Origin of the sequence: Bradyrhizobium algeriense (assembly GCF_003062295.1) — a bacterium.
Lineage (GTDB): Bacteria > Pseudomonadota > Alphaproteobacteria > Rhizobiales > Xanthobacteraceae > Bradyrhizobium > Bradyrhizobium algeriense.
Window position 1 is genome coordinate 669,629 of sequence record NZ_PYCN01000003.1, and the last position, 26,687, is coordinate 696,315.

Genomic DNA, 26,687 nt, shown 5'->3' on the forward strand with positions numbered 1-26,687 from the left:
TTACTTGCGATTGAGATCGCGGTAATCGACCTGGCGGTGGAACTGGTAGGTGTAGCCTTCGACCGAGGACGCCATCACGGCGTCCTGGCTGGGCTGCCAGAGCGGTATCTGCGGTATTTCGCTGAAATGGATGGCGTTCAGCTTTTTACCGTCTTCCTCATACTTGGCGGCATCGGGTTCGAAACGGGCCTTCTGCGCGATCTCCGCCAGTTCCGGATTGTTGATCGATGAGTAATTCCAACGCTGATTACCGGTGTAGAAGTTGCGGTAGAAATAGTCGGTCGACGGCAGCCAGGCGACGATGCCCTCGGTGAAGAAGGGAAGCTTCTTCTCATTGATCTGCGTCGACATCTGCGCGTCCGGCAGCTTCTGGATATCGATCTTGATGCCGATCTTGGCGAGCGATTCCTTCACCAGGGCAGCCATCGGCTCGGCGGTCGAGGCCTGGCCGACATTGAAGCTGAACGTGGTCGAGAAGCCGTCGGGCATGCCTGCCGCCTTCAGGTATTCCTTGGCCTTCTCGAGGTCGAGCTTGACCGGCTGCGCGATCGGATAGGCGCCGCTCGTGGGCTTGCCTTCCGCCCATGTTGCGCCGAACAGCGGCGACCCGCGGCCGAACAGCGCCGCCTTGAACATGTCGTCGTAGGGCAATGCAAAGGCGATGGCGCGACGCACATTGACGTTGTCGAAGGGCGGGATCTGGTTGTTCATCGAAACGAAGGTGACGGAATTGTACTGTGGCGTCGAGATCACCTTCAGCTTGCCCTTTGCCTCGAGCGACTGGACATCACTTGCCTGCAGGTCGACGACGATATCGGCGTCACCGCGTTCGACCAGATTGGCGCGTGTCGCCGGCTCCGGCACCGACTGCACGATGACGCGCTTGAAGAACGCCGACTTATCGGGCGTACCGCGATTCCAGGCCTCGTTGCGCGCCATGATGACCTGTTCACCCGGCTTGAAGGTCTCGATCTTGTAAGCCCCGCTGCCGGCCGTGTTCTCCTTCAACCATGCCAATGCCCAGGGATCGTCCGCCGTCGCATGGGCCTTGGCGACCTTGGAGTTGAAGATGATGGGATAGACGGTGGCGAGATTGGGAAGCGCAAGCTTGTCCGGCTTCGGCAGCGTCACCTCGATGGTCAGGGGATCGATCACCTTGAACTGGTCGGCCGATGTCATCGATCCCGTGAGCAATTGCGCCTTGCCGAGGACCGGCGCCGTGACGACCCGGTCAAGCGACCATTTGACGTCTTCCGCCGTCACCGGCGTGCCGTCCTGGAACTTGGCGTCCTTGCGCAGGCGAAATGTCATCTTCAACCCGTCCGGGCTGACTTCGTAGGATTCCGCAAGCTCGCCTGTGATCTTGCCGAGATCAAACACCCATTTGCCGTTGAGTTGTTTGCGGCCGAAGGAAACCAGCCGGTCGTAGGTGCTCAGGCTCACCGCAAAAGCTTCGCGGGTCGACCCCGGGATATTCGGGTCGAGCGTATTGACGGATGCTCCGGTCACGTAGCGCAACGTTTCAGAACGTGTTTGCGCCTGCACCGATCCAGCCGCCAGTGAGAACGCGATGGAGGCAACCACCGTAAGCAGACGCTTGGATCCTGTAACGCTCATCGAACTTATTCCCTGTTTTTCCGAGTTTATTTTCTGAATGAGAACATCAACTTAAAGCAAGGGATATGCCAACCGGACACCGCCGGAGAAACAAGCATGGTAGGTATGAGCCAAGCTTCTCAGCGACATCGAAAACGTTCACCGTTCCTCGCCTGCAACCGGTGTTCGCCGCGCGACGACGGCCTGTGGAACGTCATATGCCCTGAACGAAGCCCAGTGCCGCTCGATGTCCGCGCGAAACAGGCCGCGTGTCAACCCATGCATGAGTTTCGGCACCGCCGTGGTCATCGCATTGATCGATGAGCCCGAAGCGCCGAAGCTCATGGTGGAGGCAATCGCGAAGACATGGATGTCCGCAATCCAGGGTGTTTCGCCGGCGGCGCGCTCCATCAGCGCGTAGTCGTCAGCGAGATAGGGAAAGCGTCCGAGGCGCGGACTGCGCTCGTCCGGCGGCGGCTGGTAGCGGTCGGCCCAGGTCGCGATGTTGGCAGCGCAGTTTCGCAGCTCGGGCCGGCCTGCAAAATTCATGTCGATCCCGGTGCCGCAAATCACGAAGTCGGCTGCGAACTCGCCCCGTGGCGTCTGCAATTCGACGCCATGAGCGGTTTCCCTGGCGGCGCCGATCGGCGCGCCCTCCTGCAGGCGAAAATTGGGATGGCGGGCACAACGATCGTAGGTCGCCTGCGGGAAACCCTCGCGCATCTCCAGAACGGCGCGCATGAAGCGCCAGCGCCAGGCATCATCCAGATCGCAGAAATGCCGAAGGAAGCCACGGAAGGTGAGCCAACGGTAGGGCTGGATCACCTGGATCTCCGCCCTGCGGCAGAACAGATCCACCCCGGCCGCGCCTGCTTCCAATGCTGCGGCGGCATTGTCGAAGGCCGAGGCGCCGGCACCGATCACCGCAACCCGCTTGCCGCGCAATGACGCGAAGTCGATCGGCTGCGCCGCGTGCGCGCAAAGCTGCGACGGCAGATGGCGCAGCGGCTCCGGGACGGTCCAGTCGCCCATGCCTTCCTGCCCCGTCGCCAGCACGATCTTGCGCGCAAAGACAATGTCGATGCCAACAGCGGTCTGTACCTTCGCCGCGAGCAATCCACCGGCCGCCGGCGCGATATCGATGACCTCGCAACCATTGCGCACCGGCAGATCCAAGACGCGCCTGAACCAGAGCAGATATTCCGCCCAAAGCTCGCGCGAAATCAGGTCGAGATTCCGCCAATCCTGCTCGCCGAAGCGCACCTCGTGCCAGGACTGGTAGGTCAGGCTCGGGATATCAAGATCAGGCCCGGTGAAATGCTTCGGACTGCGCAGCGTGTGCATCCGGGCATAGGTCAGCCATGGCCCTTCGTTTCCCTCCTCGGATTTGTCGAGCACGAGGATGTTGCTTACTTGCGAGCGCATCAACCCGAACGCCGTCGCGAGCCCCGACTGTCCAGCGCCCACCACGAGCACGTCCAGCGCCGGCCTGTCGTCCGGCCCGAGTTTTGGCGTAAGCCACGCGGCATTCGGATGCGCGGTCTTGGCAAGATCGGCGCGAACCTGGGCTTCGAGAGCGATAAGGGCGCTGTTCATGCCGCGAGCCAACCGCCATCGACCACCATCACGGTGCCGGTCGTAAAGGATGACGCATCGCTGGCAAGATGCAGCGCGGACTCGGCCACCTCCTCGGCCCTTCCAAACCGTTTCATGGCGTGGCGGTTGCGCGACGCTTCGCGCACCGGCTCGGGATCGGCGTGACGGGCAAAACTGCGCCGCAGCATCGGTGTGTCGATGGCGCCCGGCGCAATCGCATTGACGCGGATGCCGTCCGTGGCGAAATCGAGCGCCATTGTCCGGGTCAGGCTGATGATCGCCCCCTTCGCAGCGATATAGGCGCTGTTGCCCTTACCGCCGGCGATCGCGAGCTGCGATGCGAGCGTGATGATCGAGCCGCTGCCCTGCCGCTGCATCTCGGGCACCGCCGCACGCGACCAAAGCCAGGTGCCGCCGACGTTGGTACGGAACACCGCATCCCAATCGGCGGGGTCGGTGGTCAGCACCGTGCCCCCGCAGGAAAACCCTGCGGCGGCCATCAGCACATCCAACCGGCCACGCCGCGCCATAACATCGGCCACGGTATCCTTCGCGAAATCGGCCTCGCCGACATCGCCGACATGCAGCGATGCTTCGCCTTTCGCGCCCTCGATCGCCGCCAGCGTCTCCTGCAAGCCCGCGCGATCGCGATCGACCAGCGCAACAAAGGCGCCTTCGTTCGCAAAAAGCACTGCGCTGGCCCGGCCGATGCCGGAGCCGGCGCCGGTCACAATCGCGGTCCGCCCTGCCAGTCTCATGTCAAATTTCCCCTCGATGCCCGGTCCACCAACGGCTCAGATCGGCAACCGAGTCAGCGCAGCCGAACCGCGCGCGCCAGCCGAACTCCTCTTCCATGCGCGCGACCGACAGCGGCGCCCGGTCGGCCGGACTATGCAGGTCGACCGTTGCCACCTCACCGGCATCCGTCAGCCGACAAATGAAGCCCGGGTGCAACGCGGCAAGCTCCCGGCCCCATTGCAACGCCGACCATTCCATGCCGGTTGAAATGTTGTAGAGCTGATGCTTTGGCCTCGCAGCCTCGATCAGCAATGTCACCGCTTCCGCGACATCCACGGCATAGATCCAGTCCCTGACGCCCGGACGCGATAGAACGGCCTCATATCCCTCTTGCATCGCGGCCAGAATCTGCACTTGCGGGCTCGGCGTGTCGCGCACGTCGTTGCTTCGCTCCCACGGCCCGAACACAGCGCTCAGCCGCACGCTGATGATCTCCTGTTGCCAGAGCCCGGCCAGGCGCGCCGCGACCTTCTCGGAAGCGAATTTGGTGATGGCATAGAGTGAGGCCGGATCGCAGGGAGTTTCTTCATCGAGCAGCACGTTCCGGAATGCGCTCGCGCCGTAAGCTGCCGCGGACGACAGATTGATGATGCGTTTAGCACCGCTGCTTCGCGCCGCGATCAGGATCGGCGTCTGAGCCAGCAGGTTTACCCGCAAAATGGTCTCGGGATCGCTCGCCTCGCGTGCCGGTCCGGCGGTGATCGCGGCCCCCAGAATGATGGCGTCATAACCCGCGGCGATCACGCCCTCCACGGCTTGACTATCCGTGACGTCGCCCTGGATAGCCGTCAGTCGATTGCCGTGAGAGGTAAAATCCTTCTTTGCGTCAGGCGGCAAGCCGGCGCGGTCGAACACTGTGACCGCGTGACCGCGTGACAGCAGTGCCGAAGCGATATTGAGTCCGACGAAACCGGTGCCGCCGAAGACAAGGATTCTCATCGCTCAATCCGAACACGTCGCGGCGGATGGATCACAGCAGGGTCGCGCCGAAATTCTGCTCGGGATCCATGTCCGGCATCAGGCGCCCGGTCGGTTTCGCCGCCTCGCCTCCTGCGCGCGGAAGGAAGCGGCCCGAGCCTGCTTCGACCGACCGTTTGCCGTCTGCCACGATGACGCGCCCGCGCGACAGCACCGTAACCGGCCAGCCCCGCAGCTTGCGGCCGGCGAAGGGCGTATAGCCCGCCAGATCATGCATCATGGCGTCGCTCAGCGTGACCTCTCGCTGCGGGTCCCAGATCGCGATGTCAGCATCGGCGCCAACCGCGATCGAGCCCTTGCGCGGATGCAGATTGTAGATCTTCGCCGGCGCAGTCGCGGTCAGTTCGACGAACTTTTCGAGCCCTAGGCGGCCGCCGGACACCATGGCGTCGAACAGCAGCGGCAACCGTACCTCTAGCCCGGGCAGGCCGTTCGCTACTTGCTTGAAATTGGGATTGGGGCCGGCGCGCAGTTTGCCAGTCTCATCGAACCGGTACGGCGCGTGATCGGATGAAACAGTCTGGAGATCACCGAGCGCAAGCGCCTGCCACAGCGCTTCCTGGTCGGCGGCGCGCCGCGGCGGCGGGCTACACATCCATTTCGCCCCATCCACGCCGGGCTTGTCGAGATCATCGGCGGTAAGAAAAAGATACTGCGGGCAGGTCTCCGCGAACACCTTCAGTCCCTGCCCGCGCGCATCGCGGATCACCTTGGCGCCTTCCGCCGTTGAGACGTGAAAAATCATGATCGGCTGGTCGATCAGCGCGGCCATGCCGATCAGCCGGTTGAAGGCCTCCGCTTCCGAGACGCGGGCGTGGCTGATGGCGTGATATTTTGGATCGGTATAGCCGCGCGCCAGCAGCCGCTTCACCATCCAGGAGATAATCCCGTGGTTCTCGGCATGCGCACACAGCATCGCGCCGCCGTCGCGCGCCGCAAGCAGAATGTCGAGCAGCGGTTCGTCGTCGATCTTCAGGCGATCATAGGTCATGAAGATCTTGATCGAGCCATGGCCCTGCTTGATCAGCGCCGGCAAATCATTTTCCAACGTTTCCCTGGTCGGATCGGCGATGATCATGTGAAAGGCATAGTCGATCACGGCGCCCTTTCTCGCGAGCGCGTGATACTCCTCCAGCACCTGGGGCAGTTTCATGCCGACATGCTGGGCCGCAAACGGAATCACGGTGGTGGTGCCGCCGAAGGCTGCCGAGACGGTCGCGCTCTCGAACGTGTCGGCGTTCACGATGCCCGCAGCCGAAAGCTGTTCGATATGGGCGTGGCTGTCGACACCGCCGGGCAGCACCAGCTTGCCCCGCGCGTCGATCTCCCGCCGCGCGCCCGGCAGCCCGCGGCCGACGGCGACGATCGTTTCACCGGAAATGGCGACGTCGGCCTCGAATACGTCGCTTGCGGTTGCGACGCGTCCGCCGCGAATGAGAAGGTCGTAGGCCGGCTCGGTCATGGCAAACTCTCCAACTATTGAGTCCTGAATCCTAAGTCTTGAATTCCAAGTCTTGCATTCACCGGATAAAAGCACAGATCGTGCCGTCACCCTCCCTTGCGCTTTCGCGGCAGACAGTGGACCATGCATCACTGGATGGCATGGTCATTGCCTCCATTGTCGTCTTGTTGCGCGCCGGTCTCGCGGTATCAACCGACGCATCATCCCGCAGGAAAATACCATGTCCCGGCCACGCATTCTCGTCATCAATCCCAACTCCAACCAGCTCGTCACACAAGGGCTGGAGCAAGCCTTGAAGCCGCTTGGCTTTGAAGGCGGACCGGAGATTGTCTGCGAGACGCTGACTGAAGGCCCCTACGGGATCGAAAGCCAGGCCGACGTCGATGGCGTGGCGATGCCGCTGCGCCGCCTCGTCGAAGGTGACAACCATTCGGCCGCCTTTGTCATCGCCTGCTACAGCGATCCGGGCCTGCACGTCTGCCGAGAAGCCACCGATCGGCCCGTGTTCGGCATCGCCGAATGCGGCGTGCTGACGGCGCTCGCGCGCGCTGAAACCTTCGGCGTCATTGCGATCGCGCAGCGTTCGATCCGCCGCCATGTCCGTTACCTCAGGCAGATGGGTCTGATGGATCGCCTGACCAGAGAACGGCCGCTCAACATGAGCGTGGCGGAGACCGCGTCGGGCGAAGGAACGCTCGCGAAGATGATCGAGGTTGGACGCGCGCTCAAGGACGAAGACGGATCCGGCGCCATCGTGATGGGCTGTGCCGGCATGGCGCGTCATCGCCGGCCGCTGGAGCAGGCGCTCGGGATTCCCGTGATCGACCCGACCCAGGCGGCTGTGACCATGGCACTGGGCACCGTGCAGTTCTCGCATCACTGATTTTGGTCGGACGTTTCGGCCGCTCCGTTGCGCGACAGCCATTGCGCGTGGCTTTCGCGCGCCAGCGTAAAGGTATCGCGCTGGGCGGCGTAGAGATTGCCGAACAAGCGGCCGATCGGCTGGTAGGCATCGAAATCGACATACATCTTTTCCTGGTCGATCAGGCCCTCACGCGCGTGCAGGCGCAGCACCTCACCGACGAGAAGCTCACGGCCGGGCCCGAAAGCGAGCGCGACATGCTGCCGGCATTCGAGCGCGAAAGGCGCCGCGGCCAATCGCGGCACCGCGATATCGATCGACGGCAATGTCTTTAGCCCCGTCGCCTCTACTTCGCTGTCACCGGAGGGAAAGTCGATCGCGCAGTCGTTCATGGTTGTGGCCAGCGCCTCGTCCACCAAATGCACGACGAACTGACCGCTGCGGTGGATGTTGCGCGTGGTGTCCTTTGGGCTGAAATCCGCCTTGTGCTGCAGGCCGAGCACCACCAACGGCGGATCTTCGGAGAAGACGTTGAAGAAGCTGAACGGAGCCGCGTTGACGCTGCCGTTCTCGTCGAGCGTCGTGACCAGCGCGATCGGCCGCGGCACCACGACCCCACACAGCAGCTTGTACCGGTCGTGGGGGGCAAGTTCGCGGAAGGAGATACCGGACATCTAGTTTTCCGGAGGCGACACCGCGCCGGTGCGACTGGTGATCAGGCCGTAATGCTCAATGCGGCGGTGCAGCGCGAAATTGAAGATCGTGTTCTTGCCGAAGATGGTGGCGTCGAGATCGCAGGGGTGAACCAGCAGCTCGTCCTCTTCGGTCCTGGCCTCGACAACGATCTCGCCGTCCGGATCGACGATCAGGCTGCCGCCGATCAAGGGGTGGCCGTCCTCAACGCCGGCCTTGGCGACGCTTACGACCCAGGTCGAGTTCTGGTAGGCGCCGGCCTGCGCGGAGAGCCGGTTGTGGAACAGCCGCTTCTCTGGCCCCTCCTCGATCTTCTCGGCATTGACCGATGGCGTGTTGTAGCCGATCAGCACCATCTCGACGCCTTGCAGGCCCATCACGCGATAGGTCTCCGGCCAGCGCCGGTCGTTGCAGACCGCCATGCCGAAGATGCCGCCGAGCGCGCGCCAGACGTTGAAGCCGAGATCGCCCGGCTCGAAGTAGCGCTTCTCCAGATGCTGGAACGCGCGTTTCGTGTCGAATTCCGAATGGCCGGGCAGATGAACCTTGCGGTACTTGCCGACAATTTTCGCGGATTTGTCGGTGAGGATGCAGGTGTTGAAATAATGCCCGTCCGGCGTCAGTTCGGCATAGCCAAAATTCATTGCCATCCCGTGGTGGGCGGCCCGCTCAAACAAAGGCCTTGTCGCCGCATTCGGCATCTCGCGCTCGAACCAGGTGTCGACCTCGGCCCGATCCTCCATGTACCAGCGCGGAAAGAACGTGGTGAGCGCGAGCTCCGGATAGACGATCAGATCGGCGCCCTTCGCCTTGGCTTCGTCCATCAGCGCGATCATGCGCTTGACGACGGCTTCGCGGCTTTCCGCTTTCTGGATTGGGCCCAACTGGGCGGCGGCAACGTTGATGACGCGCATGGACAACTTTCTGGATGCTTCCATTTAAGGCGGCGCTTGCATGAAAATGAAGCAGTCCGCGGAGCTCGGAATCTTTTCCGGCTCGATCGACGTCGGCAGTTAAAGTTTTGGTTCACGCGAAGTCAATTCCAGAGACAGTCCGCGTGACGCACGCCAGTTCTGCGTTTCTGCTTGTCACCGCGAGCGGCAGTTTTGATGCGACGACGATCGCTCAACGAAACGACAGGTTGTCGTTCGGGCCGTGCGAACGTGCTTGATCCCGCACGTCAAGCACACGACGAATAGTCCCGATTCCCGATCTCGTTTTTAGCCGATGACCCGCGGGCGCAAGAACCGGCCGCGCGGCCCTCCCGCACCGCGGGGGTTAACGGCTGGTGTATCCTAACGTGACCGGCTTCAAATCGCCGTTGTATTTGCTCAAAATCTGACTATATTACTGTCTCAGCCGCAACCGCTGCTGAGATTTTGATGTTGGTGACCAGGCCCGTCTATTTAGGCGGGCCGTCGCCGTTTCAGGGTTCGTGGCGATGACTCGTTCCAATCGGATTGATCATATTCGCATTACGTCGCACCCGGCACCGGGTGCCAAGCTTAAATTCCCGATCGCCTGGGGCGCAACCAGCGCGCGCGAACGCGGACCGGTGATCGGCACGGTGTCGCGCCCGCAGGACCGCAACGTGATCGGCACCCACGGCGGCTCCTATTCGGTCTATCGCGCGCTCGCCGTCTCGTCCGGCGCCCTCGACCCGATCCGACGCCCTGACCTCACCAATACCCACCCTGCTGAAACGATCGGGCCGTTTCCGCAATGGACCGAGCCGCAGCGGATCGTCTCGCTCGATCCATGGGGACATCTCGCCGCGGAGACCTTCGCGAGCGAGATCACCGAGGGCATCGACATCCGTCCGAGTATTGCCATCACGCGTGCCCGTCTTGATCTACCCGAGCTGCAGGCAGCGATCGAGGCTGGACGGCTCAGGCAGGATGGCGAGGTCGTGCACAAGAATGGCAGCGTCTCCGTGGTCAAGATCGCGATCGACCCGGTCTGGTATCTGCCCGGCCTGGCGGCGCGCTTCGCAACCACCGAGAACAATCTGCGCCGACAACTGTTCGAACAGACCGCCGGCATGTTTCCGGAACTGGTGACCCGGCCCGATTTGCATGTCTTTCTGCCGCCGATCGGCGGCACCACAGCCTATCTGTTCGGCGACGTCAGCAAACTGCCGAACCACTCCACCAAGATAACCTGCCGCGTGCATGATGAATGCAACGGCTCCGACGTGTTTGGTTCTGACATCTGCACCTGCCGTCCCTACCTGATTCACGGCATCGAGGAATGCGCGCGTGCAGGCCAAAGCGGCGGGCTCGGCATCATCATCTACAATCGCAAGGAAGGCCGCGCGCTCGGTGAAGTGACAAAATTTCTCGTCTATAACGCCCGCAAGCGCCAGGAAGGCGGCGACGCCGCCGCCCAGTATTTCGAGCGTACCGAATGCGTCGCCGGCGTGCAGGACGCCCGCTTCCAGCAACTGATGCCGGACGTGGTGCACTGGCTCGGCCTCAAGCGGATCGACCGCTTCGTTTCCATGAGCGACATGAAGCACGACGCGCTGACCGGCCAGGGCATCGAAATCGTGGAGCGCATAGCGCTTCCAGATGATCTCGTGCCGGCTGACGCGTATGTGGAAATCGCGGCGAAGAAAGCCGCCGGTTACTACACGCCCGAGCCGTTGCAAGATCCGGACAATCCGGTCGGCCGTCCGCTCGAAAAATATTGAGAGAGGCGGCGGCCTTGTCCCCGGCAAATTCAGAGACGTCAGCCGCTTTGACGTTGTTGAGCGCGAAGGCCGTCCGCGAGCGCGCGCACCGCATGCTCGCCATCGGCCTTGAAGACAGGCTTCCGAACTTCCGCATCGACCTCGACCGCATGGACGGCGCGGTCGATCTGGTGCTGGAAACGACGCGCAACGCCTACCCTTCGTTCGACGTGCCGTTTCATTCGCGCTGGCGGCACTTCGTCACCAATGGGGATAATCGCTGGGCTGCTATCGCCGACCGGACCGGCTGGTCCGATCGCGCGGCCCGCGCCCGGGCCGAATTCGATCTGGCCATCGTCAGCGTCTTCCTTGATGCCGGCGCCGGTCCATCGTGGCGCTATCGCGATCCAAAAACCGGATCGGCCATCGGCCGTTCGGAAGGCTTGGGGCTGGCCAGCCTTGCCATGTTCAAGGGTGGCGCATTCTCGGCAGCCCCGCTTGAGCCCTTGCGCGTCGATGCCGGCGTGCTCGCGAATCTTGGCGTTGCCGACCTCGAACGCGGCATGCAGGTCTCGGATGCCAATCCGCTGGTCGGGATGGACGGCCGCGCTGACCTGTTGCGTCGCCTGGGCCGGCTGGTGGCCTCGAAACCGGAAATATTCGGCAGCCGCGACATGCCGCGGCCCGGTGGCCTGTTCGACCGGCTTGTGATGCTGGCGGAGGGTGGAAACCTGCCCGCCCCGACGATCTTAACGGAACTGCTGCAACAACTCGGACCGATCTGGCCGTCGCGGCTGACGCTGGGCGGGATCGCGCTCGGCGATTGCTGGAGGCATCCAGCGTTGACGACGGCGGATGCGACCAATGGCCTGGTGCCGCTGCACAAGCTCTCGCAATGGCTGGCATACTCTCTCATCGAACCGCTGCAGACATCCGGCATCAGCGTGACCGATATCGATGGCCTGACCGGCCTTGCCGAATATCGCAACGGCGGACTGTTCATCGATACCGGCGTGCTCGCATTTCGCGATGCAGCAGCAGCCCAGCAAGAACACGAGGTATCGTCACAGTTGGTCGTGGAATGGCGGGCGCTGACGGTGGCGCTGCTCGACCGCGTGGCCGATGGTCTGCGGCAGCGGCTTGGACGCGATGCCACGTCGATGCCGCTGGCGAAAATTCTGGAAGGCGGCACGTGGGCTGCGGGCCGACGGCTGGCGCGCGAACGCCGCCCCGACGCGTCGCCTCCAGTGAAAGTCATCAGCGACGGTACGGTTTTCTAGATCCGAGGTCAGAGAAAATGGACGGCGTTACAATCGTTAGGCATCCACTGGTGCAGCACAAGCTGACGCTGCTGCGGAAGAAAGACATTTCAACCAAGTCGTTTCGCGAACTCCTCAAGGAGATCGGGATGCTGCTTTGTTACGAAGTCACCCGGGATCTGCCGCTGGCCGATATCGAAATCGAAACGCCGCTTGCGCATATGAAGTCGCCGCAGATCGCAGGCAAGAAGCTGGTGTTCGCGCCGGTGCTGCGTGCCGGCGTGACCTTTGCGGATGGCATGCTCGATCTGGTGCCGACCGCGCGGATCGCGCATATCGGCCTTTACCGCGAGCCGGAAACCTTCACCGCCGTGGAATACTTCTTCAAGGCGCCGAGCGATCTGCACGAGCGGCTGGTGATCGTGATCTCGCCGGTGCTGGCAACGGCGAACTCCGCCGTCGCCGCGGTCGACCGGCTGAAAGAGCGTGGTGCCAACGACATTCGACTGGTATGTCTGATCGGCGCGCCGGAAGGCGTCGAGCGCATGCGCGGCATTCACCCGGATGTTCCGATCTGGCTCGCGGCGATCGACCAGGGACTGGACGGCAACGCCTACATCGTGCCGGGTCTCGGCGACGCCGGCGACCGTGCCTATGGCACGAAGTAGGTTGGCGAGCATCGCAACACGGGATCAGTGAGCGGGCCCCGGCGCTTCCGGCAGCATCTTGAGATGACACGCTACCCATTGCCCACTTTCGACTGACCGAAGCTGCGGCTCTTCCGTCCGGCAGCGATCGAACACGTATGGACACCTGGTGTGGAAGCGGCAACCGCTGGGCGGATTGATCGGGCTTGGCACGTCGCCCTTCAGGATAATCGGGTTGCGAATGGCCCCGGGCTCCGGCACCGGAACGGCCGATAGCAGCGCCCTGGTGTAGGGATGCCTCGGCGCGGTGAAGATTTGCTGCCTGGGCGCCATCTCGACGATCTTGCCGAGATACATGACGGCAACGCGGTGTGTCATGTGCTCGACAACAGCCAGATCGTGGCTGATGAAGAGCAGCGCGAGGCCGAACTCGCGCTGCAGATCCTGTAGCAGGTTGACGATTTGCGCCTTGACGGAGACGTCGAGCGCCGAGACCGCCTCGTCGCAGACGATCAGTTCGGGTTCCGCGGCAAGCGCCCGGGCGATGCCGATGCGCTGGCGCTGGCCGCCCGAGAATTCATGAGGCCGGCGGCCCAGCGCGTCGCGCGGCAGCCGCACGGTGTCCATCAGCGCCGCAACCTTCGCCTCGAGTTCGGCGGAAGATTTCGCGAGGCCGAAATTGCGGATCGGCTCGGCCAGGATGTCGCGGACGCGCATGCGCGGGTTGAGGCTGGAGAACGGATCCTGGAACACCACCTGCACGCGGCGGCGCATGCTGCGCAAGCCGCCGGGTGAAAGATCGTCGATCCGCTGGCCATCCAGCACCACCTGGCCGGCGGTGATGTCGAACAGCCGAAGGATGGCCCGGCCGACCGTCGACTTGCCGCAGCCGGATTCGCCGACGAGAGACAACGTCTCGCCACGCTCGACCTCAAAGGACACGCCGTCCACGGCATAGACCCAGTTGGACTTGCGGCTGAACAGGCCGCCACGGACCGGAAAATGCTTCTTGAGGTCGTTGACCTGGAGCAGTGGGGCGCTCATGCCGCGGCCGCCTCCTTGCGCGCGTAATGACAGGCGGCGATGTGGCGGGGCCCTTTCTCTTCGAGGCCCGGGGCGACCTGCCGGCAAAGATCGGTCGCCAGCGAACATCGGCCGGCAAAGACGCAGCCCTCGATCCGCCCCTTGAGGCTGGGTACCTGGCCGGGGATTTCGGCGAGCCGCCGCGCCGCGCCTGTTAGCGAGGAGCCGAGCTTGGGCACCGCGCCAAGCAGCCCCTGCGTATAGGGATGACGGGGCGAGCGGAACAACTCGGCGACCGGCGCCTCCTCGACCTTGCGGCCGGCATACATCACCATGACGCGCTCGGCGATTTCAGCGACCACGCCGAGATCGTGGGTGATCAGGACGATCGCCGCGCCAACGCGGCGCTTGAGGTCGAGCATCAGCTGCAGGATTTGCGCCTGGATCGTGACGTCAAGCGCCGTGGTCGGCTCGTCGGCGATCAGGAGTTTTGGGTTGCAGGCGAGCGCCATGGCGATCATTACGCGCTGCCGCATGCCGCCGGAAAGCTGATGCGGGTATTCGCGCACGCGCCGCACCGGCTCCGGGATGCCGACCAATGTCAGCATCTCGATGGCGCGCGCTTCTGCCGCCTGCTTGTCGAGCCCCTGATGCATCCGCAGCGTCTCGCCGATCTGACGGCCGACCGTCAGCACCGGGTTCAGGCTCGTCATCGGTTCCTGGAAGATCATCGAAATGTCGTTGCCGCGAATGGCGCGCATCTCGCGTTCGGAGAGTTGCAGCAGATCCTTGCCCTGGAAGCGGATAGAACCCGCGATCTTGCCCGGCGGCTCGGCGATCAGTCGCATCAGCGACATCGAAGTGACCGACTTGCCGCAACCGGATTCACCGACGATGGCCAGCGTCTCGCCTTCGTTGACGTGGAAGGAGACGCCGTCGACGGCGCGGTTGATGCCCTCGGGGGTACGGAAATGAGTCTGCAGATTTTCGACTTCGAGCAATGCCATCGGATCAGAGACTCTTGGCCATTCGCGGATCGAGCGCATCACGCAGGCCATCGCCAAGCAGGTTGACGGCGAGCACGGTGACGGACAGGAACGCGGCGGGAAAGAACACGATGTAAGGCTTGACCTGCCAGAGCGCCCTGCCCTCGGCCATGATGTTGCCCCAGGACGGAATGGTGGGTGGCGTGCCGGCGCCGATGAAAGAGAGGATCGACTCCACGATCATGGCGCTGGCGCAGATATAGGTTGCCTGGACCAGCATCGGCGCCAGCGTGTTGGGCAGGATGTGGCGCAGGATGACCATCGGCGTTCGCGTGCCCGAGGCCGTAGCGGCGTCCACATAGGGCTGCTCGCGCAGCGACAGCACGACACTGCGCACCAGCCGCGAGACGCGCGGGACTTCGGCAATCGTGATGGCCAGGATGACGTTGCCGACACTCGCGCGTGTCAGCGCCATCAGTGCGACGGCCAGCAAAATCGGCGGGATCGACATCAGCCCGTCCATGAACCGCATCAGGATGCTGTCCGCCCATCGCACGAACCCCGAAACCAGGCCAATAGCGAGACCGGCGAGTGAGGACAGTATGGCTACCGACAAGCCCACGGTGAGCGAGACCCGTGCCCCGTAGAGCACGCGTGAATAGATGTCGCGGCCGAGCAGGTCGGTGCCGAACCAGAAATCGGCGGAAGGCAGGCGCGTGCGCTTGGCAGGCGCGAGCGCGGTCGGGTCGACGGTCCCAAGCCAGGGCGCGAAGATCCCGATCAAGACGAGACAGAGCAGCAAGGCGCCGCCGATCGCAACCGTTGGATGACCGCGCAGGAAGCCGAACACACCGCGCCGGATGGCCACCTGCAGCAGCAGGTCCGGCAGTTGCGGCGCAATGACGAGGCCCGGCGGCACCGGTGCCGTGCTTGTCGTGGAGATGCTCAATAGCGGATCCTCGGATCGACCAGGGTGTAGGTGACGTCGACCATCAGGTTGACGAGCACATAGAGGAAGCTGAACAGCAGCACGATGCCCTGGATGACCGGATAATCGCGGCGCAGGATCGCGTCGATCGTGAGCCGGCCAAGGCCGGGGATGGCGAACACGCTTTCGGTCACCACCGCGCCGCCGATCAGTAGCGCAATGCCGATACCGATCACCGTCACGATCGGAACGGCTGCGTTCTTCAGCGCGTGAACGAACAGGATGTTGCGCTGCCCGAGGCCTTTGGCGCGGGCGGTGCGGACATAATCCTGCTGCAGCACCTCGAGCATAGAGGCCCGGGTAATGCGCGCGATCAGCGCGATGTAGACGGTGCCGAGGGCAAATGCCGGCAGGATCAGGTTCTGCAGCCATGGCCAGAAGCCTCTTGCAAGCGGCGTGTAGCCTTGCACGGGAAGCCATTCGAACTGCAGCGCGAACACATAGGCAAGGACGTATCCGACAACAAAGACCGGAAGCGAGAAGGCGAACACGGCAAACGCCATGATAGTGCGGTCGATCCAGCTTCCCGCCTTCCACGCCGCCGCCACGCCGAGCGGCACCGCGACAAGGATGGTCAGAACGAGCGTAATCGCCATCAGCGAGAATGTCGGCTCGATGCGCTGCGCGATCATCGCGGAGACCGGCAGGTTGGTGAAGATCGAGGTGCCGAGATCGCCATGCAGGATATGCCAGAGCCAGCTCCCGAACTGGATCAGAAACGGCCGGTCGAGGCCGAGGCCCTGGCGTATGCGCTCAACGTCGGCCGGGCTCGCCTGGTCGCCTGCAATCACCGCGGCCGGATCGCCCGGCGCGATGTAGAGCAGACTGAAGACGAACAGCGCGACGATCCCCATCACGGGCAAGGTCGAGAGAACGCGCCGAAGGATATACGAGACCATGTGGGTTTACTGCGCCGTCATGCGGTCTTCGACACGCCCCAGAAGAAGGGCAGCGGCCCCTTGGCGATACCGGAGACGTTTTTGCGCCACGCCGTGTAGCTCAGGAAGAAGCCGGTCGGCGCGTAGACCACGTCCTCCATCGCCGCCTTGTTGAGGCGCTTGACCGCGGTCTTCTCCTCATCGAGATTTTTGGCATCGAACCATGCCGTGACTTCCTTTTCCACGGCCTCGCTCGTGGGCCAGCCAAACCACGCCTTGTCGCCAGTGCCGCGAATGGCGTTGTAGGCGGCGGGACTGATGCAGTCCGCGCCGGCGTGCCAGGTATGAAACATCCCCCAGCCGCCCTGGCCCGGCGGCGTTTTCTGCGCGCGGCGGGAGCCCACCGTGCCCCAATCGGTCGCAACGAAGTCAACATTCATTCCGATTTGCTTCAACAGATCGGCGGTGACATCGCCCTGCGCCTTGGTGATCGGTTGATCCTGCGCCACAACGCAGGTGACCGGCTGGCCTGAATAGCCGCTCTCGGCCAGCAGCTTCTTGGCCATTGCGAGATCGCGCTTACCCTTCAGGATCTCGCCACCCTCCTCCGTGTACAGCGGGGTGTCCGGCGTGAAGAACCCCGGCAGCGGCTTCCAGAGCGCGGTATCGTCACCGACCAGCGCGCGCATGTAGTCTTCCTGGCTCAGCGCCGCAAGCACGGCACGTCGCACCTTCACATTGTTGAATGGCGGATGCAGATGGTTCATCCGGAATGAACCGATGTTGCCAAGCGGATCGGCGATGTCGACGTTGATGTTGCGGTTCTTCTTGAGCGACGGCACGAGATCGGTGATGGGGCTCTCCCACCAATCGACCTCGCCGTTCTGAAGTGCTGCCGCCGCCGTGGCGGGATCCGGGATCACCACCCATTCGATGCGGTCAACCAGCATCTGCTTGCCGCCGGCGAGCCAGGACGTCTTCTCCTGCCGCGGCGTGTAATCGGCAAACTTCTCGAACACCGCCTTGGCGCCGGGCACCCATTCGCCCTTTGCGAATTTCATGGGGCCTGAGCCGATATATTCGGGGATCTGCTTGAACGGGTCGGTCTGGGCGATGCGCTCGGGCATGATGAACGCGCAGGGCGTGCTATTCTTGCCCAATGCCAGCAGCATCTTCGGATACGGCGCCTTCAGTGCCCATTTGAAGGTTCGGTCGTCGACGGCGGTCAGCTCGTTCTGGATCGCCTTGAGCATCAGGCCCATCGGATCGCGCGCCGACCAGCGCGCGAGACTCGCCACCACATCCTTGCTGCGGACCAGCTCGCCATCGTGAAACTTCAGACCCGGCCGAAGCCGAAAGCTCCAGACCAGCCCGTCATCGGACACCTCCTCGGACTCGACCATCTGGCGCTGCGGCTGCAGCGTCGCGTCGAGGCCGTAGAGGGTGTCCCACACCAGCGCAGCCGCGTTGCGCACGACATACTGGGTCCCCCAGATCGGATCGAAATTCGCGAGGTTGGCCTGCGGCACAAACCGCAGCGTGCGCGCGGCGGCGCCTTGGGAAAGCGCCGGCATAGAAAGGCCGCCCGTCGCCGCCAGGCTTCCTACCCCGGCCAATCCCTTCAACACAGTCCTGCGATCCATGGAGCTCTCCCAATCTCGGGTTATCATGGCGGTTCCGGCCAATTCATTGGCCGGAGGTTCGATGCCGCGTGAGGTGAAGCGGGCCAGTCAAACCGATGCCAATCAGTCTCCTGTTTCTTGCAAGCGGTATGCCAGCATGGCCCATTCGCGCGGCTGCCGATTTCCGGCTGCCCCTGCAGGAGGCCCTTTCGAGCGATCACATTTTCGCGCGGTCACATCCATCTGCGGTTCTGCCTAGCCTGCGAGCTGCTTGAATTTCGACGATTGCTTCGGGTGCCACCAACGGCCGGCAATGACGACGCCTTCGGACACAATCTTGCGGTCGCCGATCAGCTGCTCGCCGACGGCGTCGACATAGTCGAACTGGCCTTGCTCGACCGAGATGAGCGTGGCGTCTCCCGCGCTTCCCGGCTTGAGGCTGCCGAGTTCGGGACGCCGCAGCGCCATCGCCGCGTTGACCGTCGAAGCCGCGACCACGTCAGGGAGCGGCATGCCCATGCACAGAAACTTGGACATGGTTGTCACCTGATCAAAGGCCGGCCCGTCGATGCACAGGGTGTGGACATCAGAGGAAATGGTGTCGGGATAGAAGCCGTTGGCAAGCATCGCACGTGCAGTCTTGAAGGCGAATGAGCCTTTACCGTGGCCGATGTCGAACAGCACGCCGCGTTCCCGCGCCTCCAGCACCACTCGCTTCACCGTGCCCTGGGCGGTGGCGGGCGTATTGGGAAACGGCCGGAACGCGTGCGTGAGGACGTCGCCCGGACGCAGGCGGGCGAGCACCTCCTCGTAGCTCGGCGGCGGGTGATCGATATGCGCCATCAGCGGCATGCCGACCTCTTCAGCGACCTCGAGCGCAATTTCGAGCGGCACGATCCCCGAGGTGCCCGAAGCATGGAGCCCTACCCGCACCTTGATGCCGACGACGAGGTCGCGGTTGGCCTCCGCCACCTTGACGGCGTCGATCGGATTCATCAGCCGCATCTCCTCGCTCTCGCCGACCATGACCCGATGCGAGAAACCGTAGATGCCGGCGTGGGAGACGTGCAGGTAGGCCAGAATGCGGACCTGGCTCGGCTCGATGACGTGCTTGCGGAAGCCGGCGAAATTACCGGGGCCGGCGCTGCCGGTGTCGACTGCCGTGGTAACGCCGGAAGTGCGGCAGAACTCCTCGGCGTCGATGCCGAGCGAGGTGCCGCCCCAATAGACGTGGGTGTGCAGATCAATCAGGCCGGGGGTGACGATGTAACCCGATACGTCCCGCACATCGGTTCCGGGATCGGCCTTGAGCTCGCTTCCGACCATGGCCACTTTGCCACCCGCGAAGGCGACATCCGTCACCGCGTCGAGCTTCTGGGAGGGGTCGATCACCCGGCCGCCGCGCAGGATCAAATCGAAAGACATCATTATCTCCTGAAATGAGGGAAGCCGCGCGAGGCCGCCTCGCCCATCCACGAAAGCGCGTGCACCGATGAGCCGTCAACCATTGAAGGCCGCCTGGGCTTCCGGCAGATCCCAGATCTTGCCGATTGCCGCTGACGCGGCCGAAATCATCGCGGTTTCGTCGCCGTGAATGTACCGGCCCGCATCGATCAGTACACGCCCGTCAACGATGACCTGATCGATGTTGGCGCGGTTTCCAAGTGCGACAAGCCCGCGCCGCGGATCGAACAGCGGCTGTAAATGGGGATGGGTCAGGTCGACCACGGTGAGGTCGGCGGTTGCGCCCGGCGCGATCGTCCCGAGGTCCGGCCGCTTGATGACCGCCGCCGCGGTTGCCGTGACCGACTCGATCAGGTCAGGCGCGTTGGCTACGTCAGCACGAGCGGACGCAATCTTCGAGATCATCGACGCGGCGTTGAGCTCGCCGAGCAGGTCCATGTTGTAGCCGTCGGTTCCGACCACCGTCCGGACACCGTGCTCCGCGAACCGGCTGAACGCCGCGGTAACGCCCGAGCGCGCGAACACGCGCGGGCAGTTCAGCACCGTGGCGCCCTTCGCCGCCATCAGCCTCAAATCATTATCGGTGCTCGCGATACAGTGCGCGGCCATGAAGTCAGGCGCCAGAAGGCCGAGCCAGTCGAGATATTCGGCCGGCGTGCGACCGCCGTGACGGCTGCCGATCGTCGCAACTTCGGCCTGGCTTTGCGCGAGATGGGTGGTGATGGGAATGTCGAGTTCGCGCGCCCGGGCGGCACACGCCCGCAGCAGATCCGGACCACAGGTGTCGGTCGCATGCGGGCTCATCGCAAGGCCAATCCGGCCGTCGCCGCGTCCGTTCCAGCGCTGGTAGAGCGCGTTCCAGGTGTCCATATCGGCCTGGCCATCATCGCCCGCATAACACACCACGCCGTCCGGCCCCGCCTTGGCATCCGAGGTCGAAAACAGATACGGCGCGCCATAGAAGCGGATGCCCATTTCCTCAGCGGCGTCGAACATCTCCGGAATGGTGTTGCGAAACGGCTCCATCACCGTGGTGGCGCCACCCTTCAGCAATTGCAGAATGCCGAGCCGCGCGATCGCGAGCCGCTCTTGCGGCGACAGCAGGTCGGCGCCGCGCTTGGTCAGCGGCAGCAGCACTGTATAGACGATGCTCTGGTTGTTCCGCCGACCATTGCCGTCCTCAGTGTGCGTCCGGGCGACAGCTTCGCTGAAGCAGTGGTTGTGCAGGTTCATGAGGCCGGGCAGCACGAAGCGGCCCGGCCTGTCGAATACCTCGGCGGCGGAGGGCCGGTCGCGCGTGACGGCGGCGATCCGCCTGCCTTCCAGCAACACCCAGTGATCGCACAGCACCTCCTGCGCGCCATCCCTGCGCGACAACACATAGCTGCCAAAGATCGCGATCGTATTCATGCCGGTTTCACATTCCAGAATACGGCCGTACCGTCGAGGATGCCGGTGATATTGGAGCGGTACGCGGTCGGTTGTTTGTACTGACCGATCGGGAAGTAAGGAATTTCCTCGAACGATAGTGCCTGGATATCGCGGCAGATGCGCTGTTGCTCGGCAAGATTGCCGGCAGCGAGCCACTGGCTGCGTAGCACGCCCATCTTCTCGCTCTTGTACCAGCCGGCCACTTTGCTGTCGCCACGCAGGTTCGAATTGCCGGCCGGGTTCAGCCAATCGATGCCTTGCCAGTTACCCACGCCGGCGCTCCAGCCGCCCTGGGCGACGGGATCCTTTTTCAGCTGCCGCTGCAGCACCACGCCGAAATCCAGCCCGGCATATTCGACGTTCATGCCGGCCTGCTGCAGCATGTCGGCTGCGATGTCGCCGAGCGGTTTTTGCGCAAGCGAGTTGGTGGGGACGAGCAGCACTACCTTCTCGCCATTATAGCCGGCGGCCTTCAGATCGGCCTTGACCTTCGCCATGTCGCGCGGCCCGCGGAACACATTGAGGCCGACATCGCTCGCCATCGGCGTACCCGGCGCAAAGAAGCCTATCGGTGAGGATTGGTAAGCAGGATCGTCGCCTGCAACCGCCGTCATGAAGGCGGACTGGTCGATCGCGCCCAGCAGCGCCCTGCGGATGGCGGGATTGTCGAACGGCGGCTGCAGATGGTTCACGCGCAGCATGCAGGTGTACCCCCGCGGATCGAGAATCCGGGTGGTGATGCCGCCGGTCCGTTTCAGCACCGGCAACAGGTCGTGCGGCGTTGTCTCCTGCCAATCCTGCTCGCGCGTTTGCAGCGCTGCCACCCCCGTCGCGGCATCCGGCATCGTCGTCCAGACCACGCGGTCGTAATGAACGATCTTCGGACCTGCGGTCCAATCAGGCTTGCCGTCCTGGCGGGGCTGATAGCGATCGAAACGAGCGTATACGTTGCGCGCGCCCTGCACGCGCTCATCCGCAACAAAGCGGAAGGGACCGCTGCCCACGACCTCGCCCAGCGGCTTGAACGGATCCTGGCTCGCCAGCCGCTCCGGCATCATGAACGGCGCCTGGATCGCGGCCTTGCCGAGCGCCGCAGGCAACAGAGGGAAAGGCCTGCTCAGCCGAAAGCGGATGGTGCGATCATCAGGCGCCGACAGTTCGTCGGTTGCGGCCATCAGCTCGGCGCCGAACCCGTCGCGGGCCGCCCATCGGCGAATGCTCGCGACGCAATCGCGCGCCAGCACGCGCTCGCCGTCATGCCATAGCAGGCCGTCGCGCAGCGTCAGGTCCCACTGCCGCTCGTCGTTGGAAACGACATGCCCGGACACCATCTGAGGCGAAACCTCGAGCGCCGAATTCATGCCATAGAGCGTATCGTAGACCATGAATCCATGGTTTCGGGAAACCTGCGCCGTGGAGTAGATCGGATCGATGAAAGTCAGGTCGATCACCGGAATAAAGCGCAGCGTGGTCTGCGATTGCGCCCGCAGGATCCCCGGCAGCGACAACGCCGGCGCTACGGCGGCGGCCTTTAACAGTGAACGACGGGAAACGAGCATCGAGGACTCCTGGAATATTTGATCAGCGCCGTCCTCAGAGGGTGGCCGCTTCGTGACTGCTGAAATTCGCCGCGATCGCCTCCCCGGTCGTGATCCACAGATCGGGGCAGGATTTGGCATAGGTGAGAAATTCCCGCAGCAGCCGAAGCCGCATCGGGCGGCCGCTGCATTGCGGATGCAGCACGGTCGTAACCATCGCGCCCCAATCCCTGACCTCGTCGAGCTCATCCTTCCAGATCGAGAGCACGTGCTCCTTCGGAAAGATCGGCCGCGGGCTGAATCGGGCGGACAGTCCATGCATCCAGTCGTCGTAGCTTGCGGTCACCGGCAACTCGATCGTGCCCGGCTTGCCATCGGCAAGGCGATGGCGGTAAGGCCGCACGTCATCACGAAATGACGAGGTGTAGACGATGCCGTAGCGCACCAGCGCCACACGCAATTCCTCGGTGAATTCGCCGTAGGGCGCCCGATAGCCGGTCGGCTTGACGCCAAGCCTCCGCTTCAGCGCCTCAAACCCCCGCTCCAGCTCTTCCTCGATCCAGGGGTCACCCGGATCCGGCAGCAGATGGTGGTAGCCATGATGGCCGATCTCGTGGCCCGCCTTCAGAATAGCCTCTGCCATCGCGGGATGCGCATCCACCGACCAGCCGGTGACGAAGAACGTCGCCTTCAAGTCAAGCTGATCGAGCAGCTCCAAAAGTTTCGGCGTGCCGACGCGCGCCTCGTAGCCGCCGTAGCTCATGGTGATGAGGCGCTGGGCGTGTAACGCATCCTTGCTGGTCCAGGCGCTCTCCGCGTCCACGTCGAACGAGAGGAACATCGCCGAGGTGTAAGGCTTGGGCCAGGGATAGTCCGGAGCCGGCGGCGCGGTGTTCGCGGGAATGAGCGGAATGCTCGCGAGTGCTTTACTGTCCAGCATTGATGGTCGCCTTCTCTACGCCGTAGTCGGTCAATTTCCACTTCGCCAGCAAGGCGCGGTAAGTGCCGTCCGCGATCAACGAGTCCAGCGCCTCCACGACCGCCTGCTGCAGCACCTTCTCCTTCACGCCCAACGCAAGCCCGGTGAACTGGGTGGCAAAGACGTCGCCGACCGGGAGATAGGTGCCCGGCTCGAGGTCCATCAAGTAGGGAAGCGTCTCGCCGCCCTGAACGGCCGCATCGATCCGTCCCTGCCTTAGCTGGGTCCGGGCATCGGCCGATCCTTCCGTGCCGACGAATTGAATAGGATTACCGCCGCAATGCGCCTCGCTCCAGGCAGCGATCAGCTTCGGAAAGGACGTGCGCCGGCTTGCACCGACCTTTTTCCCGCAAAATGCCGCCGTGTCCTTGAATTCGGCTGCGCGCGATTGCTGCACGAAGAAGCGAGGCCCATTCCGGAGATAGTCGACAAAGGTCGCCGTGTCCTGCCGGCTCGCCATATCAGTCATGCCGGACAGGATCGCATCCACCCTCCCCGTCGAAATCGCAGGCATCATCTGGTCGAAACTGGTTTGTTGCCAGTCGAACTTGACGCCAAGCTTCTTGCCGAGCGCCTCGCCAAGCTCGACGTCGAAACCGGTCAGCGTGTTGGTCGCGGGGTCGCGGAATTCCATCGGCGGATAATTCGGTACGATGGCGACCTTGATACTGCCCTGCTTGGCGATTTCCGGAGGCAGTTCGATCGCCATGGCCGAAATCATAGCGGCGCAAGTGAGCGCGGCAGCGAGAAACCATTTCATCATGACAATCGCTCCATCAGATCACCGCGGAAAGAAAGGATTGAGTACGCACTTCACGGGGCTTGCCCAGAACCTCCGCCGCAGGCCCGGACTCGACGATGGCGCCATGATCCATATAGACGACCGTATCCGCCACCTCCCGCGCGAATCCGAGCTCGTGCGTCACCACCATCATCGTCATGCCGCTGCAGGCAAGCTCCTTCATGACGGCAAGCACCTCTCCGACCAGTTCAGGATCGAGGGCACTGGTCGGCTCGTCGAACAGCATCAGCATCGGCTTCATGGCGAGCGCGCGGGCAATCGCCACCCGCTGCTGCTGCCCGCCGGAAAGCTGCGAGGGATAGGCATCGGCTTTCGCCGCCAGCCCAACGCGCCTGAGAAGCTCCATCGCCTCCGCCCGCGCGTCCTCGCGACTGCGACCCTGCACCTGCACCGGACCTTCGGTGATATTTTCAAGCGCGGTCTTGTGCGGGAACAGGTTGAAGCGCTGAAACACCATGCCGGTCTTCAGGCGCTGTCGTGCAATCTGCCGCTCGGTGAGACGATGCAATCGCCCACCCTCTTCCCGTATGCCCAGCAACTCGCCATCGAGCCAGATGCCGCCGCTATCGATCGACGTAAGCTGATTGATGCAACGCAGCAGCGTCGTCTTGCCCGATCCCGACGCCCCGATCAGGCACAGCACCTCGCCTGCGCAGACGTCGAGCGAGACACGATTCAGGGCCTGAAACTCCCCAAAGTTCTTGCTGACCGAACGGATGGCGACGAGGGGCTGAGTCATCGGGTGATCTGCAATGCTCCACGCGCGAAGCGCCGTTCGAGAAGCATCTGCAAAGGAGTCAGGATCGACACGACGAGCAGATACCAGGAGCCGGCGACGATCAGGAGTTCGATCACGCGTGAATTCGCGTAGTAGATATTCTCGGCGTTGTGCAGCACCTCCGGATACTGAATGACGCTGGCGAGCGACGTGGCCTTCACCATGCCGATGAATTCGTTGCCGAGCGGCGGGATCACTACCCGCATCGCCTGCGGCAGGATGATCCGGCGGAGCGCGCGCAGCCGTCCCATGCCGATCGCCTGCGCGGCCTCATATTGCCCGACATCGACCGACAGCATGCCCGCCCGCATCACCTCGGACGTGTAAGCGCCCTGATTGATGCCGAGGCCGAGAAGTGCGGACAGGAACGGCGTCATGACGTCGACCGCCCGGGCCGACCATAGGCCCGGAATGCCGATCGTCGGAAATACCAGCGCGAGGTTGAACCACAGCAGTAACTGCAGGATCAATGGCGTGCCGCGGAACAGCCACGTATAGCCAGCGGCAACCGACGTCAGCACCGGATTGGACGAGAGCCTCATGATTGCGACGACGACGCCCAACACGATGCCGAGGGTCATCGCGAGCACCGCCATCACCATGGTGTTGGTGATGCCTTCAAGGATCACTTTCGCGGTCAGGAAGCGGCTGACATAGGTCCATTCGATCTGACCGTTGACGAAGGCACGGCCGATCGCCGCCAGCACGACGAGAATCGCCGCCGCAGCGAGCCAGCGCCCCCAGTGAGCCTGACGCGCGACCGTCATCTCCGAAATATCGGGGAAACCTTCCGCGAGCGTGGGTGCTGCTCTCATTGCGTGGACGCATTCATCATCGGTTGGGCCACGGCGTTCGCGCCCAATCCATATTTATCGAGAATGGCCTTGTAGGAACCGTCAGCCATCATCGCTGCGAGATGCTCCGTCACCACCTCGCGCAGCACTGCATCGTCCTTCCGGAACATGATGCCCTGATAGCCGGTGGAGAACGGTTCACCCAAAATGCGGTATTTGCCGGCCTCCTGTCCTTGCGCGTAGGGCAACGTTTCGCTGCCCTGTACCGCGGCGTCGATGCGGCCCTGCTTGAGCTGGTTGCGGACATCGATGCTGTTTTCGCCCGGAACATATTGCACGGCGGGCTTGCCGTTCGCCTCGCAATTCTGCTTGCTCCATTTCTCGATCTCGACCGGGAAACTGGTGCTGCGCGTCGTCCCGACCTTCTTGCCGCAGAGATCGATGGGAGACTTCGCCGCATTTTCCGTCAGGACGAAGAACTGCGGACCTGTCGCCAGATAGTCGATGAAATCGGCGGTCTCGCGCCGCGAACCGCGGTCCGAAATGCCGCTGATGATGAAATCCGCGCGCTTGGTCTGCAATGAGGGAATGAGCTCGGCGAACGGCGTTTCGCTCCAGACGATCTTCACGCCCAGCCGCTTCGCGAGTTCGTTGGCGAGATCGATATCGAGCCCGACGAGCTGGTTTGTGGTGGGATCGCGATATTCCATCGGGGCGTAGGTCGAGTTGACCGTCAGCCGCAACGTACCCGCCTGCTTGATCGCTTCCGGTAATTCGCCGGCTTGTGCCGTTGTAATGGCGAACAGCGCGGCGACCCCAACGAAAAACGAGAGACGTGTCAT

The 26,687-nt window shown here is 63.3% G+C and carries 24 protein-coding genes; 4 read left to right on the forward strand and 20 right to left on the reverse strand.

What is annotated here, in order from left to right; genetic code table 11:
* The 5 genes from C7G61_RS10720 to hydA form a co-directional block, all read right to left on the reverse strand.
* Window positions 1–1,617 carry an ABC transporter substrate-binding protein gene (locus C7G61_RS10720; protein WP_108514018.1) on the reverse strand — a complete coding sequence of 539 codons (1,617 nt, stop codon included), beginning with the start codon at window positions 1,615–1,617 and terminating at the stop codon, window positions 1–3.
* A 138-nt stretch (window positions 1,618–1,755) separates the two neighbouring features.
* A complete protein-coding gene (locus C7G61_RS10725) occupies window positions 1,756–3,192 on the reverse strand; it encodes an NAD(P)-binding domain-containing protein (protein WP_108514019.1) in 1,437 nt (478 codons plus the stop codon).
* A complete protein-coding gene (locus C7G61_RS10730; protein ID WP_108514020.1) occupies window positions 3,189–3,950 on the reverse strand; it encodes an SDR family oxidoreductase in 762 nt (253 codons plus the stop codon). Before C7G61_RS10730 ends, C7G61_RS10725 begins: the two co-directional genes overlap by 4 nt.
* 1 nt (window position 3,951) lies before the next feature.
* Window positions 3,952–4,929 carry an NAD-dependent epimerase/dehydratase family protein gene (locus C7G61_RS10735; protein ID WP_108514021.1) on the reverse strand — a complete coding sequence of 326 codons (978 nt, stop codon included), beginning with the start codon at window positions 4,927–4,929 and terminating at the stop codon, window positions 3,952–3,954.
* A gap of 31 nt (window positions 4,930–4,960) precedes the next feature.
* Complete coding sequence (gene hydA / locus C7G61_RS10740) at window positions 4,961–6,430, reverse strand: dihydropyrimidinase (protein WP_108514022.1); 1,470 nt, start codon at window positions 6,428–6,430, stop codon at window positions 4,961–4,963.
* A gap of 220 nt (window positions 6,431–6,650) precedes the next feature.
* Here hydA and C7G61_RS10745 point away from each other — a divergent pair, with 220 nt between their 5' ends.
* Entirely contained in the window at window positions 6,651–7,313 is a 663-nt protein-coding gene (locus C7G61_RS10745; RefSeq protein ID WP_028349681.1) for an aspartate/glutamate racemase family protein, read from the forward strand.
* On the opposite strand, the gene C7G61_RS10750 is transcribed toward C7G61_RS10745, so the two are convergent.
* Window positions 7,307–7,966, reverse strand: coding sequence for a flavin reductase family protein (locus C7G61_RS10750; protein ID WP_108514023.1), 660 nt, complete (start codon window positions 7,964–7,966; stop codon window positions 7,307–7,309). The two genes, C7G61_RS10745 and C7G61_RS10750, sit on opposite strands and share 7 nt — an antisense overlap.
* A complete protein-coding gene (locus tag C7G61_RS10755; RefSeq protein ID WP_108514024.1) occupies window positions 7,967–8,899 on the reverse strand; it encodes an N-carbamoyl-D-amino-acid hydrolase in 933 nt (310 codons plus the stop codon).
* 527 nt (window positions 8,900–9,426) lie between these two features.
* On the opposite strand from C7G61_RS10755, the gene C7G61_RS10760 reads away from it, so the two are divergent.
* From C7G61_RS10760 to upp, 3 genes are read left to right on the forward strand one after another with little or no spacing between them, the layout of a single operon-like run.
* Entirely contained in the window at window positions 9,427–10,677 is a 1,251-nt protein-coding gene (locus C7G61_RS10760; protein ID WP_108514025.1) for a GTP cyclohydrolase II, read from the forward strand.
* Window positions 10,678–10,724: 47 nt separating this feature from the next.
* Entirely contained in the window at window positions 10,725–11,936 is a 1,212-nt protein-coding gene (locus tag C7G61_RS10765) for a URC4/urg3 family protein (protein ID WP_274542265.1), read from the forward strand.
* Window positions 11,937–11,953: 17 nt separating this feature from the next.
* Window positions 11,954–12,583 carry a uracil phosphoribosyltransferase gene (upp, locus tag C7G61_RS10770; RefSeq protein WP_108514026.1) on the forward strand — a complete coding sequence of 210 codons (630 nt, stop codon included), beginning with the start codon at window positions 11,954–11,956 and terminating at the stop codon, window positions 12,581–12,583.
* Between the two features lie 24 nt (window positions 12,584–12,607).
* Here upp and C7G61_RS10775 read toward each other — a convergent pair whose 3' ends face one another.
* The 13 genes from C7G61_RS10775 to C7G61_RS10835 form a co-directional block, all read right to left on the reverse strand.
* Window positions 12,608–13,606, reverse strand: a complete 999-nt coding sequence (locus tag C7G61_RS10775) for an ABC transporter ATP-binding protein (protein ID WP_108514027.1) — start codon at window positions 13,604–13,606, stop codon at window positions 12,608–12,610.
* Window positions 13,603–14,592 carry an ABC transporter ATP-binding protein gene (locus tag C7G61_RS10780; protein WP_190241758.1) on the reverse strand — a complete coding sequence of 330 codons (990 nt, stop codon included), beginning with the start codon at window positions 14,590–14,592 and terminating at the stop codon, window positions 13,603–13,605. Before C7G61_RS10780 ends, C7G61_RS10775 begins: the two co-directional genes overlap by 4 nt.
* A gap of 4 nt (window positions 14,593–14,596) precedes the next feature.
* Window positions 14,597–15,520, reverse strand: coding sequence for an ABC transporter permease (locus C7G61_RS10785; protein WP_108514029.1), 924 nt, complete (start codon window positions 15,518–15,520; stop codon window positions 14,597–14,599).
* Window positions 15,517–16,458 carry an ABC transporter permease gene (locus C7G61_RS10790; protein WP_108514030.1) on the reverse strand — a complete coding sequence of 314 codons (942 nt, stop codon included), beginning with the start codon at window positions 16,456–16,458 and terminating at the stop codon, window positions 15,517–15,519. Before C7G61_RS10790 ends, C7G61_RS10785 begins: the two co-directional genes overlap by 4 nt.
* A 17-nt stretch (window positions 16,459–16,475) precedes the next feature.
* Complete coding sequence (locus tag C7G61_RS10795; RefSeq protein ID WP_108514031.1) at window positions 16,476–18,080, reverse strand: ABC transporter substrate-binding protein; 1,605 nt, start codon at window positions 18,078–18,080, stop codon at window positions 16,476–16,478.
* 234 nt (window positions 18,081–18,314) lie between these two features.
* Window positions 18,315–19,484, reverse strand: coding sequence for an amidohydrolase/deacetylase family metallohydrolase (locus C7G61_RS10800; RefSeq protein ID WP_108514032.1), 1,170 nt, complete (start codon window positions 19,482–19,484; stop codon window positions 18,315–18,317).
* 75 nt (window positions 19,485–19,559) lie between these two features.
* Complete coding sequence (locus C7G61_RS10805) at window positions 19,560–20,933, reverse strand: amidohydrolase family protein (RefSeq protein ID WP_108514033.1); 1,374 nt, start codon at window positions 20,931–20,933, stop codon at window positions 19,560–19,562.
* Complete coding sequence (locus C7G61_RS10810) at window positions 20,930–22,513, reverse strand: ABC transporter substrate-binding protein (RefSeq protein ID WP_108514034.1); 1,584 nt, start codon at window positions 22,511–22,513, stop codon at window positions 20,930–20,932. Before C7G61_RS10810 ends, C7G61_RS10805 begins: the two co-directional genes overlap by 4 nt.
* 34 nt (window positions 22,514–22,547) lie before the next feature.
* A complete protein-coding gene (locus tag C7G61_RS10815) occupies window positions 22,548–23,432 on the reverse strand; it encodes a polysaccharide deacetylase family protein (RefSeq protein WP_108514035.1) in 885 nt (294 codons plus the stop codon).
* Window positions 23,419–24,234: an ABC transporter substrate-binding protein gene (locus C7G61_RS10820; RefSeq protein ID WP_108514036.1), complete on the reverse strand. Its 816-nt coding sequence runs from the start codon at window positions 24,232–24,234 to the stop codon at window positions 23,419–23,421. Before C7G61_RS10820 ends, C7G61_RS10815 begins: the two co-directional genes overlap by 14 nt.
* A gap of 13 nt (window positions 24,235–24,247) precedes the next feature.
* Complete coding sequence (locus tag C7G61_RS10825; protein WP_108514037.1) at window positions 24,248–25,012, reverse strand: amino acid ABC transporter ATP-binding protein; 765 nt, start codon at window positions 25,010–25,012, stop codon at window positions 24,248–24,250.
* Complete coding sequence (locus C7G61_RS10830; RefSeq protein WP_108514038.1) at window positions 25,009–25,866, reverse strand: amino acid ABC transporter permease; 858 nt, start codon at window positions 25,864–25,866, stop codon at window positions 25,009–25,011. Before C7G61_RS10830 ends, C7G61_RS10825 begins: the two co-directional genes overlap by 4 nt.
* Window positions 25,863–26,687 (reverse strand): ABC transporter substrate-binding protein, encoded by an 825-nt coding sequence (locus C7G61_RS10835; protein WP_108514039.1) that lies wholly within the window; start codon window positions 26,685–26,687, stop codon window positions 25,863–25,865. The genes C7G61_RS10830 and C7G61_RS10835 overlap by 4 nt, the downstream gene beginning before the upstream one ends.